Source organism: Devosia sp. YIM 151766, assembly GCF_030285925.1.
Lineage (GTDB): Bacteria > Pseudomonadota > Alphaproteobacteria > Rhizobiales > Devosiaceae > Devosia.
Genome location: NZ_CP127251.1, coordinates 2,520,124 through 2,533,071, shown reverse-complemented (window position 1 = coordinate 2,533,071; position 12,948 = coordinate 2,520,124). Strand labels below are relative to the sequence as shown.

The 12,948-nt window shown below is 63.9% G+C and carries 13 protein-coding genes; 4 read left to right on the top strand and 9 right to left on the bottom strand.

Annotated elements, in window-relative coordinates:
* The first annotated feature begins 15 nt into the window (after positions 1-15).
* Positions 16-381, top strand: coding sequence for a response regulator (locus O9Z70_RS12485; protein WP_286019774.1), 366 nt, complete (start codon positions 16-18; stop codon positions 379-381).
* A gap of 358 nt (positions 382-739) precedes the next feature.
* On the opposite strand, the gene O9Z70_RS12480 is transcribed toward O9Z70_RS12485, so the two are convergent.
* Together O9Z70_RS12480 and ctrA are read right to left on the bottom strand one after the other, a co-directional pair.
* The gene (locus O9Z70_RS12480) at positions 740-2,032 is read right to left on the bottom strand and encodes an RNA polymerase sigma factor (protein ID WP_286019773.1); all 1,293 of its coding nucleotides are present in this window, start codon (positions 2,030-2,032) and stop codon (positions 740-742) included.
* Positions 2,033-2,402: 370 nt separating this feature from the next.
* Positions 2,403-3,110, bottom strand: coding sequence for a response regulator transcription factor CtrA (gene ctrA, locus O9Z70_RS12475; protein WP_286019772.1), 708 nt, complete (start codon positions 3,108-3,110; stop codon positions 2,403-2,405).
* Positions 3,111-3,572: 462 nt separating this feature from the next.
* Between ctrA and fliI the strand changes: the two genes are divergently transcribed.
* Together fliI and fliJ are read left to right on the top strand one after the other, a co-directional pair.
* Positions 3,573-4,901 carry a flagellar protein export ATPase FliI gene (gene fliI, locus O9Z70_RS12470; protein ID WP_286019771.1) on the top strand — a complete coding sequence of 443 codons (1,329 nt, stop codon included), beginning with the start codon at positions 3,573-3,575 and terminating at the stop codon, positions 4,899-4,901.
* A 62-nt stretch (positions 4,902-4,963) separates the two neighbouring features.
* The gene (gene fliJ / locus O9Z70_RS12465) at positions 4,964-5,377 is read left to right on the top strand and encodes a flagellar export protein FliJ (protein WP_286019770.1); all 414 of its coding nucleotides are present in this window, start codon (positions 4,964-4,966) and stop codon (positions 5,375-5,377) included.
* 58 nt (positions 5,378-5,435) lie between these two features.
* On the opposite strand, the gene O9Z70_RS12460 is transcribed toward fliJ, so the two are convergent.
* On the bottom strand, positions 5,436-6,125 hold the full coding sequence (locus tag O9Z70_RS12460) for a PRC-barrel domain-containing protein (RefSeq protein ID WP_286019769.1): 690 nt from the start codon (positions 6,123-6,125) through the stop codon (positions 5,436-5,438).
* 152 nt (positions 6,126-6,277) lie between these two features.
* Positions 6,278-6,736, bottom strand: coding sequence for a GNAT family N-acetyltransferase (locus O9Z70_RS12455; protein ID WP_286019768.1), 459 nt, complete (start codon positions 6,734-6,736; stop codon positions 6,278-6,280).
* Between O9Z70_RS12455 and O9Z70_RS12450 the strand changes: the two genes are divergently transcribed.
* On the top strand, positions 6,735-7,031 hold the full coding sequence (locus tag O9Z70_RS12450) for a DUF2934 domain-containing protein (RefSeq protein WP_353057797.1): 297 nt from the start codon (positions 6,735-6,737) through the stop codon (positions 7,029-7,031). The two genes, O9Z70_RS12455 and O9Z70_RS12450, sit on opposite strands and share 2 nt — an antisense overlap.
* A gap of 160 nt (positions 7,032-7,191) precedes the next feature.
* On the opposite strand, the gene flhA is transcribed toward O9Z70_RS12450, so the two are convergent.
* The 5 genes from flhA to fliG all read right to left on the bottom strand — a co-directional run bounded on the left by flhA (position 7,192) and on the right by fliG (position 12,948).
* Positions 7,192-9,327: a flagellar biosynthesis protein FlhA gene (gene flhA, locus O9Z70_RS12445; RefSeq protein WP_286019767.1), complete on the bottom strand. Its 2,136-nt coding sequence runs from the start codon at positions 9,325-9,327 to the stop codon at positions 7,192-7,194.
* A 148-nt stretch (positions 9,328-9,475) separates the two neighbouring features.
* Positions 9,476-10,843 carry a sigma-54-dependent transcriptional regulator FlbD gene (gene flbD / locus O9Z70_RS12440; RefSeq protein WP_286019766.1) on the bottom strand — a complete coding sequence of 456 codons (1,368 nt, stop codon included), beginning with the start codon at positions 10,841-10,843 and terminating at the stop codon, positions 9,476-9,478.
* 11 nt (positions 10,844-10,854) lie between these two features.
* A complete protein-coding gene (gene fliN, locus O9Z70_RS12435) occupies positions 10,855-11,145 on the bottom strand; it encodes a flagellar motor switch protein FliN (RefSeq protein WP_286022010.1) in 291 nt (96 codons plus the stop codon).
* Positions 11,146-11,195: 50 nt separating this feature from the next.
* Positions 11,196-11,867 (bottom strand): FliH/SctL family protein, encoded by a 672-nt coding sequence (locus O9Z70_RS12430; protein WP_286019765.1) that lies wholly within the window; start codon positions 11,865-11,867, stop codon positions 11,196-11,198.
* Between the two features lie 4 nt (positions 11,868-11,871).
* Positions 11,872-12,948, bottom strand: a complete 1,077-nt coding sequence (gene fliG, locus O9Z70_RS12425) for a flagellar motor switch protein FliG (protein ID WP_286019764.1) — start codon at positions 12,946-12,948, stop codon at positions 11,872-11,874.

Sequence of the window (12,948 nt, the reverse complement as noted above, 5' to 3'; positions counted from 1 at the left end):
CGAGGATTTTTGCTCATGCGCAGCTGTCTGATCGTCGATGATTCCAGCGTGGTGCGCAAAGTGGCGCGCCGGATTCTGGAAGATCTCGACTATATCGTCGACGAGGCCGAGGATGGGCAGGAAGCCATCGACAAGTGCCGGCAGCAAATGCCGGACACGATCCTGCTCGACTGGAACATGCCGATCATGAGCGGGCTGGAATTCCTGAAGCTGCTGCGCGCCTATATCGGCGGCGAAACCCCCCATGTCATCTATTGCACGGTCGAGAACGATATCGGCGCCATCGCACTGGCGCTGAAGGCGGGGGCCAACGATTACATGATGAAGCCCTTCGACCGGGCGATATTGGAAGCCAAGTTCGAGGCGGCGGAAGCCGCCTAGGGCGTTTCAGCTCTTCATGGAAGCGGTGACCTTCGCGTCCTCCCCGTCGCAAGGTTATCGCCTATGGCGTGGATGGCGTATCTTTCCCGGATCGTCACCCTCGCGCTTGACGCGAGGGCTTTGCGACAGACCACAAACAAAGAACCCTCGCGTCAAGCGCGAGGGTGACGAGCGAGGGTGAGACGCCGATTCCGTCAAAGCCAGATCTAGGCGCGTCTTTCGACAAGTTCAGGATTTCCATAGACCTCATCCTGAGCCTCCTGAGCCTCCTGAGCCTCCTGAGCCTCCTGAGCCTCCTGAGCTTGTCGAAGGGCGAAGGGCGAAGGACGAGGTCGCGGCCGCCGAGCTCGCCCCGGTGTCAACGACCTCGCGGCGGCTCGAAGGTTTCCGAAATTTCTTCCTCGGCCCGGCCCAGCAGGAAGGCCTTTTCGCGCTGGTTGCGGGCGAGGTCGGCCGCTTTGCGGAAGTCGAGATTGGCTTCGGTGTGGCGACCGAGTTTGCGCAGCAGGTCGCCGCGGACGCCATAGAACAGATGATAGTTCTGCAGTGCCGGCGCGGCCTTCAGCGCCTCGATGAGGGGCAAAGCGGCGGCGGGGCCCTCCGCCATCGACACGGCCACGGCGCGGTTGAGGTCGATGATCGGGGAGGGGGTGAGCTGGGCGAGCAGGTTATAGAGCGTGGCGATCTGGCCCCAATCGGTTGCCTCCGGCTCGCTGGCGCGGGCATGGCAGGCGGCGATGGCGGCCTGGAGCGTATAGGGGCCGGCAATGCCGCCCAGCCGCTGGGCGCGCGCCAGGCCATCGAGGCCGCGGCGGATCAGCGACTGATCCCAGAGAGCGCGGTCCTGGTCGGGCAGCAGCACCGGTTCGCCCCGGGCATTGATGCGGGCGGCGGCGCGGGAATGCTGCAATTCCATCAGCGCCAGCAGGCCATGGACTTCCGGCTCTTCCGGCATCAATCCCGCCAGGATGCGCGCCACGCGCATGGCCTCTTCGCAGAGCTGCGGGCGCATCCAGTCCGCACCGGCCGTGGCCGAATAGCCTTCATTGAAGATGAGGTAGAGCACGCCCAGCACCGAGGCCAGCCGTTCCTTGCGCTCGGCGCTTTGCGGCACTTCAAAGGGCAGGCCGGCATCGGCGATGGCGCGCTTGGCCCGCACGATGCGTTGGCCGATCGTGGCGTCATTGGCGAGGAACGCCCGGGCGATTTCCTCGGTGGTGAGGCCGCCGATCAGCCGCAGGGTCAGCGCCACCCGGCTTTCGGGCGGCAGGATGGGATGACAGGAGGTAAAGATGAGGCGCAGCAGGTCGTCGCCGACCTCGTCGTCCAACTGCTCGTGGATGGCGGCTTCATTGTCGGGCGCCTCGTCATCCATGATGCGGCCCACTTCCGCCAGCTTTCCCGCCGCCATCTTGCGGTGGCGGAAATAATCGATGGCCTTGCGCTTGCCGGCCTGCATCAGCCAGGCGCCCGGATTGCGCGGCACCCCGGTTTCCGGCCAGGCCTTGAGGGCGGCCAGCAAGGCGTCCTGCGCCAGTTCCTCGGCCAGCGAAATATCGCGCACCATGCGGGTGAGCCCGGCAATGACGCGGGCCTGCTCGACACGCCAGACCGTGTTGATGGCGCGATCTGTCGCGATGCGGTCGCTCATGGCAAAACCTCGTCATGGCCGGACGACGAACGATGCTAGCAGATTTCGACCGTCCATTGCGACGATTTCCATGGGCATCCCGAGACAGCTTGGCTCGAAGTGCCCGATGTAAACATTCCCCCTTTGAGGGGAGGGAAAGGGGTGCTGCGGCTCGTGCAAACTATGCGGTCTTAGAGCGGTTCCGGCTTTGACGGAATCAGCGTCTCACCCGGATCGTCACCCTCGCGCCTGACGCGAGGGTGACGATCCGGGAAAGATACGAGGGAAGAGCCCGCGAATGTCACCGCTGCCATGACAGGCCGAAACACGCCAAACGAAAAACCCCGCGCCGGAGGCGCGGGGTTGTAATTCTGTCGAGCGGCGTGGCGGCTTATGCCACGTTCTCGTTATAGGTCTCGGTTTCCTCGGGCTCGCGCAGCACATAGCCGCGGCCCCAGACCGTCTCGATGTAATTCTTGCCGCCGGTGGCGACGGAAAGCTTCTTGCGGAGCTTGCAGATGAAGACGTCGATGATCTTCAGCTCCGGCTCGTCCATGCCGCCATAGAGGTGGTTGAGGAACATTTCCTTGGTGAGCGTCGTGCCCTTGCGGAGCGAAAGCAGCTCCAGCATCTGATATTCCTTGCCGGTCAGGTGCACCCGGGCGTTCTGGACCTCGACCGTCTTGGTATCGAGATTGACCATGAGGTCGCCGGTGGTGATGACCGATTGGGCATGGCCCTTGGAACGGCGGACAATGGCGTGGATGCGGGCCACGAGTTCGTCCTTGTGGAAAGGCTTGGTCATGTAGTCGTCGGCGCCGAAGCCGAGGCCGCGCACCTTGTCCTCGATGCCCGCAAGGCCGGACAGGATCAGGATCGGCGTCTGAACCTTGGCGACGCGCAGCGTGCGCAGCACTTCATAGCCGCTCATGTCCGGCAGGTTCAGGTCGAGAAGAATGATGTCGTAGTCGTAAAGCTTGCCGAGATCGACGCCCTCTTCACCGAGATCGGTGGTGTAGACATTGAAGCTCTCGGACTTGAGCATCAGTTCGATGCTCTGCGCCGTGGCGCTATCGTCCTCAATAAGGAGTACCCGCATTATATTCCCCTTGTCATTCGTTCCTGCTGGAACCCGCGGGAGGTTGGGCCATATCGCCCGTCCCGCTCCAACCCTACTGGATATGACTGAAGCCTAAGCCCAACTAGTTAACAAAGTTTAATTCTGATCCGCAATACGCAAAGGGCGGTAAGATGAATTTATATTAAGTTATTGAAAATTAATGATAAATGTCTTATAAAAATCTTAAGGTAAAACATTAAGAAGCCGTTCCAAGCGATTCTTGGGACTCAAGCAATTGTGGCAATTGGGGGAGTTTGGCCACATTTGTGGCGGCAGGCGGATTTCGCCAATCCTCCATGGCGATACAGCTTTTCAGTTAACGATCGGTTACGATCCGATTCGCGATGCGGCGCGATTCGAGCCGCGGCGAAAACCATAATCATGGCAAAACCCGCCCTAGGCGTTAACGCTTGGCACGGGCGTCACCAGACCTGGCAGAGCATGAAAGCGCTGATTTCGGCCATCGACGCCATCGAAGAGGTTGAGGTGTTCGGGCGGGTGAAATCCGTCCAGGGCCTGCTCATCGAGGTCGTCGGTCCGGTGCGCGAATTGCGCGTCGGCGGGCGGGTGGTCATCGAGGCCAGCGACGGCGAGCATCTGGCCGCCGAGATCATCGGCTTCCGCGACGGCCATGCGCTGTGCCTGCCCTTCGGGGAATTGCGCGGGGTGCGGCTGGGCTGCAAGGCGGTGTTCCGGCGGCATGACGGCTCTGTCGATCCGTCTCCGGCCTGGCTGGGCCGGGTGGTCAACGCCAATGGCGAGCCCATAGACGGCAAGGGCCCGCTGGCGCGCGGCGCGGTATCCTATCCCCTGCGCCAATCGCCGCTAGCCGCGCATGACCGCACGCGGGTGGGCGAGCCGATCGAATTGGGCGTGCGGTGCCTCAACACCTTCGCCACCATGTGCGAGGGCCAGCGCATGGGCATCTTTGCCGGTTCGGGCGTCGGCAAGTCGGTGCTGATGTCGATGCTGGCGCGCAATACCGATGTCGATGTCTCCATTATCGGGCTGATCGGCGAGCGCGGCCGCGAGGTGCAGGAATTCATCCAGGAATATCTGGGCGAGGAGGGATTGAAGCGCGCGGTGGTGGTGGTGGCGACCTCGGACGAGGCGGCGCTGATGCGGCGGCAGGCCTGTTATATCGCCATGGCGCTGGCCGAATATTTCCGCGACCAGGGCAAGCGGGTGCTGTGCATGATGGATTCGCTGACCCGCTTCGCCATGGCGCAGCGCGAGATCGGCCTGGCCATTGGCGAGCCGCCCACGGCCAAGGGCTATCCGCCGACCGTGTTCACCGAATTGCCGCGCCTCCTGGAACGGGCGGGCCCGGGAAAACCGGGTTCGGGGTCCATTACCGGTCTATTTACCGTTTTGGTGGAAGGTGATGATCACAATGAGCCCATTGCGGACGCCGTGCGCGGCATTCTCGACGGGCACATCGTGATGGAGCGCGGCATTGCCGAGCGGGGACGCTACCCCGCCGTCAATGTGCTCCGGTCCATTTCGCGGACCATGCCAGGATGCGTGCCGGAAGAGGTTCGGCCCATCCTGTCGCGGGCGCGGGAGCTCATGTCCATCTTTTCGGACATGGAGGAACTGATCCGGCTGGGGGCTTACCGGAAAGGGTCAGATCCGAACGTGGACCGCGCCATCGCCATCCATCCGCAGCTGGAAGCCTTTCTAGGCCAGCAGCGGCAGGAGACGACGACGATCATCGAGGGCTATTCCCAGCTCGCCGAAATCGTCGCCGCGGCGGATGCGGGGTCCTAGCGGGGCGGTGCCTGGATTTGGTGCCGCGCCGGAGCTGACTTGATGTGTAAGGAGTACAGGTCTTGAAATCGCGCAGCGAGAGCCTCATCCGGCTCAAGAAGTTCCAGGTGGACGAGAAGCGCCGGCAGGTCGCGCAGATCGAGATGATGATCGCCGATTTCGAGCGGATGGCGTCCGAACTCGACCAGCAGATCGAGATCGAGCATACCAAGACCGGCATCGCCGATGTCGCGCATTTCGCCTATTCCACCTTCGCCAAGGCGGCGCTGACCCGGCGCGACAATCTGCTGGCCTCGGCCAATGACATGAAGGGCAAGCTCGAAGCCGCGCAGGATGCGCTGGCCGAGGCGCTGGAAGACCTCAAAAAGGTCGAATTGCTCGACCAGCGCGAGCATCAGCGCGAGCGCGACGAGCAGAACAAGATCGAGCAGGCCGAATATGACGAAGTGGCGCGGATGCGCTTCCGCCGCCAATAAGGTCTAGCTAGAGACGAAAAGGCCCGCCGAAGCGGGCCTTTTGCATTCATGGGCCGGTTTATTGCGGCACGACCGGATCGACCGGAGCCATGGGATCGACTGGCGCCATCGGGTCGGCCGGGGCCATGCCCGGATCGACCGGCTCATCTTCCCGCCAGACGAATTCCGGGGCCGCTTCGAGCGCTTCGGCCGTGGTCGGCAGCACCCAGCGTTCGGTATTGTCAGCGGCCAGGACGAAGTCCAGCGACTGGAAGTCGACGGCTACACCCTTTTCACCGATGCCGAGGAACCCGCCGACGCCCAGGATCACGGCGGCAATATCGCCATCGGCATTGAGCACGATATCGGTCACGGTGCCGATCTGCTCGGCATCGTCGGCGCTGCTGGAATAGACCGGCGAACCGAGAATCTGGGTGACGAGATTGTCACTATCGGCGGCGGTATAGCCGGCCGAGATATCCCAGGGCTCGTGGATTTCGGTGGTCTGGGCCGCGCCGGTATCGATATCCGTGCTCGGCGCCGGATCGGTGGTTACCGTGGTGTCGGCAGGGGCGGCGGGATCGGCAGGGGCCATCGGATCAGCCGGGGCCATCGGGTCGGCCGGGGCCATCGGATCGGCCGGGGCCATCGGATCGGTCTGGGTCGCGTCGGGGGCCGGGACGGCCGGATCGGTGGTGGTCGTCTGCGCGATCGCAGCGGTGCTCAGGACCAGGGCGATTGCCGAGGTGGTCAAAAGGGTGCGGATCATATTAGGCTCCATGGGTTCATCGATTGCGGTGAACAGGGTCGTGCGGCGCAAAACTTGCCGGTAGCGCGCCGTGCGGCCCATTCATGGTGATCAACGCAAGTGGCCGGGGAGCCGTTCCGCAGCTTTTTTGAACCGGCCCTGGAACGGCCGGCTCAATCGCTGAGAACGGCGTCCTGCTTGTCATAGTCGCGCATGGCGCGGTGCGGCATGCCGCCATCGCTGAATTCGGGCCCGAAGGCCACGAAACCCAGGCTCTCGTAAAATCCGAGCTTGTCCGCTTGCGCGGTGAGATAGAAGCGCTCGCGTCCATTGGCGCGGCCATGATCCATCGCCGCCACCATCAGTTTCCTGGCGATGCCGCGTCCGCGGAATTGCCCACGCACCGCGACGCGGCCGATCTTGACGTGTTCGGGCCGGTCGATCAGCCGCAGCGTTCCCACCACCTCGCCGTCGAGGATAGCGACGAAATGGGTCGCCGTCAGGTCGTCTGCGTCGTGCTCTTCTTCCTCGGGCACCCGCTGCTCCCAGACAAAGACTTCGCGCCGCAGCGCAAAAGCGGCGTTGCACAGGGTGGAGAATACCGGAACGGGGAGAATGACGGGTGCGGACATGGTCGGTGTTCTAGCGCCTGGCGCGGCGGCGCACAATCATCGGGCGGAGCGCAACCGCTGGGCCGGCTCGACGTTGTCGGCAGACAAGGAGGACCACATCATACAAACATTCGATCAGGAAAAAATCCGCGCCCGCGCCTTCCAGCTCTGGGAGCGCGCCGGCCAGCCGGACGGACGTAGCGACGAATTCTGGTTCGAAGCCGAGCGGGAAATGGTGGAGCAGGGCGACACTGACAGCTCCGAAGCGGCATCCGAGGTCGAGATACCGCCGGTGGTGCCGGGACGGCTGAGCTAGGATTTTGCCGCCGGCACCGATTCCAAAAACCGGTTCACCCCCGCCTAGGCGGGGGTCGCACCGGGAAAACGCGGCAATAAATCGCGAAATGAGTTGCGGGCCAGGTGATCGTCCTAAAATCCCTACGATCTGGCAGGGGACGCATCGCAATGCGGGCCCTCTACACGCTGCCCACCGTCTTGAGCCGCACGCGCGGATGCACTTCGTTCTGGCTCAGGATCACGGTTTGCGGGCGGAAGCGCTCGACGATGGACCGGACATGGGGGCGGATAGCGGGCGAGGTGATCAATACCGGGATTTCGCCCTGCTGGGCCGCGCTTTCGTAGGCGTTCTGCACCGCGCCGATGAATTGCTGCAGCTTGCTCGGCGCCATGGCCAGGTGCCGCTCCTCGCCGGCGCCGGCCATGGCCTCGGCGAAATCGCGCTCCCATTGCGGCGAGAGCGTCAGCAGCGGCAGATTGCCGTCGGGGCCGAGATTGGCGGCGCAGAGCTGGCGTGACAGGCGCGAGCGGACATGTTCGGTAATGGTCTGCACCGAGCGGCCATTGCCGGCGATTTCCGCCACTGCTTCGAGGATCGAGGACAGGTCGCGGATGGATATGCGCTCGGTGAGCAGGGCCTGCAATACGCGTTGCAGCCCCGAGACGGTGATCATGCCGGGCACGATGTCTTCCACCAGCTTCTGCTGGTCCTTGGGCAGGCCCGAAAGCAACGATTGCACATTGGCATAGCTCAGCAGGTCGGCGACATTGGCCTTGAGGATCTCGGTGAGATGGGTGGAGATCACCGTGGACGGGTCGATGATCGAGAGGCCGCGCAATTCGGCCTCGTCGCGCAGGGCGGGCTCGATCCAGGTGGCCGGCAGGCCGAAGGTGGGCTCGGTGGTATGGGTGCCCGGCAGATCGATCTGGTTGCCATAGGGGTCCATGACCATCAGCTGGTTGGCGAAAATCTGCCCGGCGCCGGCTTCCACCTCCTTGATGCGGACCTTGTAGTCATTGGGCTCCAATTGCATGTTGTCGAGGATGCGCACCGGCGGCATGACGAAACCCAGCTCCAGCGCGAGCTGGCGGCGCAGGGCCTTGATCTGCTCGGTCAGCCGGTCGGTGCCGGTTTCGTCTTCCTTGACCAGGTTCAGCAGCCCATAGCCCAGTTCGAGTTTGAGATCGTCGATCTTGAGGGCCTCGGAGATCGGCGGCTCGGCGGACTGGGCCGTGGCGACGGGGCCGGCGGCCATGGCCTTTTCCATCTCCCTGGTTTCTTCCTCCATCACCCGTATCGCCTTGGATATGCCGGCGCGCCAGGCCGCATAGCCGACGCCTCCCGAAAGGGCGAGGAAGGGCAGGAGCGGCATGCCGGGCAGGAAGGCCAGCGCCGCCATGACGGCGGAGGACATGCCCAGGGCGCGCGGATAGCCGGCAAATTGGGTGGACAAAGCCTTGTCGGCGGCGCCGGAGACGCCGGATTTCGACACCAGGATGCCGGCGGCAGTGGAAACGATCAGCGCCGGAATCTGGCTGGTGAGGCCATCGCCAATGGTGAGCAGCGTATAGACGCTGCCCGCGTCCTGAAACGACAGCCCTTCTTGCAGGATGCCGATCAGCATACCGGCGGCGACATTGATAAAGGTGATGATCAGCCCGGCAATGGCGTCGCCGCGCACGAATTTGGAGGCGCCGTCCATATTGCCGAAAAAAGCGCTTTCGCCTTCCAGTTCGGCGCGGCGCTTCTTGGCATGGTCCTCGTCGATGAGCCCGGCCGAGAGGTCGGCATCGATGGCCATCTGCTTGCCGGGCATGGCGTCGAGGCTGAAGCGCGCGGCGACTTCGGCGATGCGGCCCGAACCCTTGGTGATGACGATGAAGTTCACGATCACGAGGATGATGAAGATCACCGCGCCGATGACGAAATTGCCGCGGGTGACGAAATTGCCGAAGGCTTCGATGACATGGCCGGCCGAGGCGGTGCCGTTATGGCCGTCCGACAGGATCAGGCGGGTGGTGGCCAGGTTGAGGCCCAGCCGCAGCATGGTGGCGATCAAGAGGACGGTCGGGAAAGCGGAAAATTCCAGCGGCTTCTGAATGAACAGCGCGGTCATCAGGATCATGACCGAGAAGACGATGGAAATGGCGAGCAGCATGTCCACCAAAATGGGTGGCATGGGCACGATGAGGATGACGATCAGCCCCATCACCCCGGCGGCGAGCGCGATGTCGCCGGAACGCAGCATGTCGATCACGCTGGTGACGGAAGGCAGCTTGAAGCCGGAGCGGGGCGTGGTGGGAAGATCGGTCATCAGACACCCTCACCGACTCGGCTGCGCCGAGCTACCTTTCCCCGAGGGGGAGAGGAATAGGAGGCGCGCGCGATATTATTCTTCTCCCCCTGGGGGAGACGGTGGCGCGCAGCGCCGGATGAGGGGGAGCGTTCCGCCCGCAAATAGCTCACGCCACGCTCCGCTTCTCGCCCGGTTCGGGCACCGGCATGCCTTCATCGGCATATTGGTTGAGCTTGTTTCTGAGGGTGCGGATGGAGATGCCGAGAATATTGGCGGCGTGGGTGCGGTTGCCCAAAGTGTGGTCGAGGGTGTCGAGGATGAGATCGCGTTCGACATCGGCCACGGTGCGGCCGACCAGGGCGCGGTTCATGGCTTCGGCGGTCTGGGCGGCCATGGCGGCGGGCGAAGCGGCGCGGGCGGCTTCATGCAGGCCCATGCCGTCGGGCAGGACGATGGCGTCGGGCTCGATCGTGTCGCCCGAGGAGAGCAAGACGGCGCGGTGCAGGGTGTTTTCCAGTTCCCGCACATTGCCCGGCCAGGGCGCCTTGACCAGGGCGTCGCGGGCGGCCGCCGACAGGGCGCGCGGTGCTATGCCATTGGCCTTGGCATATTTGGCGACGAAATGCTCGGAAAGGGCGACGATGTCGCCGGGCCGGTCGCGCAGCGGCGGCAGCTTGAGATTGACCACGTTGAGGCGGAACAGCAGGTCCTCGCGGAAGCTGCCTTCGCGCACCGCCTCGCCGAGATTGCGGTTGGAGGTGGCGAGGATACGGATATCCACCGGCACCGGCTTGCTGCCGCCGACGCGGTCGATGACCCGCTCCTGGATGGCGCGCAGCAGCTTGGCCTGCAAGCGCACGTCCATTTCGCTGATTTCGTCGAGCAGCAGCGTGCCGCCCGAGGCTTCCTCGAACTTGCCGATGCGGCGGGCGATGGCGCCGGTAAAGGCACCCTTTTCATGGCCGAACAATTCGGATTCGAGCAGCGCTTCGGGGATGGCGGCGCAATTGACCGAGATGAAGGCCTTGTGGGCGCGCTTGGAGCGGGCATGGACGAATTTGGCGACGACTTCCTTGCCGGTGCCGCTCTCGCCGGTAATCAGGATGGAGGCGTCGGAGCCGGCCACCTGTTCGGCCATCTTCACCACCCGCTCCATGGCCGGATCGCGATAGAGGAAATCCGAGCTTTCGCGGGCGACGGCGGCGATGACGGCGGCGATCAGCTCGGCATCGGGGGGCAGGGGGATATATTCCTTGGCTCCGGCGCGGATGGCGTTGACGGCGGCGGCGGCATTGGTTTCGACGCCGCAGGCGACGACCGGGATGGCGATGCGTTCGGCTTCGAGCCCGGCGATCAGCCCGGCAATGTCCATCATCACGTCGACCAGCAGCAGATCGGCGCCCTTGCCGGCGCGCAGGGCCGCCAGCCCGATCTCGATGGAGGGGGCATGGGCGACCTTGGCGCCGCCATCCATGGCCATCTTGGTGGCGGTGCTGAGCTGGCCTTCCAGGGCACCGATGATGAGGAGGCGCATTGTCTGCTTCCTTATTGGGGCTTGATGATTTCGGTCATGGTGACGCCGAGCCGGTCTTCGACCAGCACGATTTCGCCACGGGCGACCAAGCGATCATTGATGAAAATTTCGACGGCCTCGCCGACCTGCCGGTCCAGTTCGATCACCGTGCCGGTATCGAGCTTGAGCAGGTTGGAGACCGGCATCTTGGTGCGGCCGAGCACCACGGAAACCCGCACGGGAACGTCGAACACCGCTTCGAGGTCGGCGGCGCTGCGCTCCGAATGCTGCTCGCCGCCCGGGCCATGCTCGTTCGGTTCCATGGCGTCCAGCGGCAGGCCTTCGGTGGCGGTGACGTCGTCTTCGGGATCGGTCATGCCCCATACTCCTCATGGTCGGCGCGGCCACGGGCCGCCAGATAGGATGCGATCTGCCGGTCGATTTCGCCGGCGGTCTCGGCAATGTCGCGCACCACCCCGCCATCGACCCATTCCAGGCGCCCGTCGCCCAGCCTGATATCGGGCTCGCCCATGACCACGAGGCGTCCGGAAAACCCCGATTGGGCCATATGGGCGCTGGCCTTGTCGCGAATGGCATCGGCCAGGTCGGGATGGCAGCGGATGACCAGATGCGGCACCCCGCCCAGGCTGGCCAGGCATTCGGCGATCAAGGCTTCCAGTTCGAGCTGCGGATAGCGGGCGACAAGATGCAGGGCGAGCTTGCGGGCAATGCTCAGCGCCAGGTCGACGGCTTCCCGGCGATGCTCGGCAATGGCCCGGTCGAGCGCAGCGGCCAGGGGCGCGGTCTGGGTCGCCAGGGCGCCGGCGGCGGCGGCAATGGTCTGCGCTGCCATATTGGCGGCGTTCCTCTCGCCGGCCGCCAGCCCTTCGGCATAGGCTTCCTCGCGCGCCGACGCGATGAGCTGGGCCACGACATTCTCGGGCAGCGAGGGCATGGGCGGCGGCGGCGGATCGTTGGCGGCCTCGCCATGGACGGGCCGGGATTCCAGATCGAGATCGAAGGTGAAGCGGGCGAGCTGGGACATGGCGCTACACAATCATCTGATCGTCGGACTTGGTCTTGAGGATGACGATGTCGCCCTTGGCGGCGAGGTCCTTGGCGATGCCGACCATGCGGGTCTGGGCCTCGTCGACATCCTTCAGGCGCACCGGGCCCATATCGTTCATGTCGTCCTGCAACAGCTTGGCGGCGCGGCCGGACATGTTCTTGAAGAAGCTCTCCTTGACGCTGTCATTGGCCCCCTTGAGCGCCAGGGCCAGTTCGCGCTTGTCGAGCCTGGTGAGCAGCGTCTGGATCGAGGCCATTTCCAGCCGCGCCAGGTCCTCGAAGGTGAACATCAATTGCTTGATGCGCTCGGCGTCGTCGCGGTTGATCTCTTCCAGATTGGTGATGAAGCGCGCTTCGGTCTGGCGGTCGAAGGCGTTGAAGATTTCCGCCATCTGCTCGTGGCTGTCGCGGCGCTTGGTGTGGTTGAGCGTCGACATGAATTCGGTGCGCAGGGTCATCTCGATCTTTTCGAGGATTTCCTTCTGCACCGGATCGAGCCCCAACATGCGCTGCACCACGTCCATGGCCAGTTCCTCGGGCAGCACGGTCAGCACTTTGGAGGCATGTTCGGAGGCGATCTTGGACAGCACCACGGCGATGGTCTGGGGATATTCGTTCTTGAGATAGGCGGCCAGCACGTCCGCCTGCACATTGGAGAGCTTTTCCCACATATTGCGGCCCGCGGGACCGCGGATTTCCTCCATGATGGCGTCCACCCGATCCTGCGGCAGGAAGGAGAGCAGCAGCCGCTCGGTGGAATCGGTATTGCCCGAGAGCGAGCCATTGGAGGAAATGGTGGTGACGAAATCGATCATGAGTTCGTCGAGCATTTCCTGGGTGATGGGGCCCAGTCGCGCCATGGCGCGCGAGAGCTGGCGGATTTCGAGTTCGTCGAGCTCCTCGAAAATCGGCTTGCCGTAATCGGGGCCGAGCGCCAGCAGCAGGGCCGCCGCCTTCTCGTCGCCCTTGAGCAGGCGCTGCTCGCCGCCCACCTGCAATTGCGTCTTGGAGGACTTGGCGTTTTCGTCTGACAGATCGGATTGGGAAACCAGGGCCAT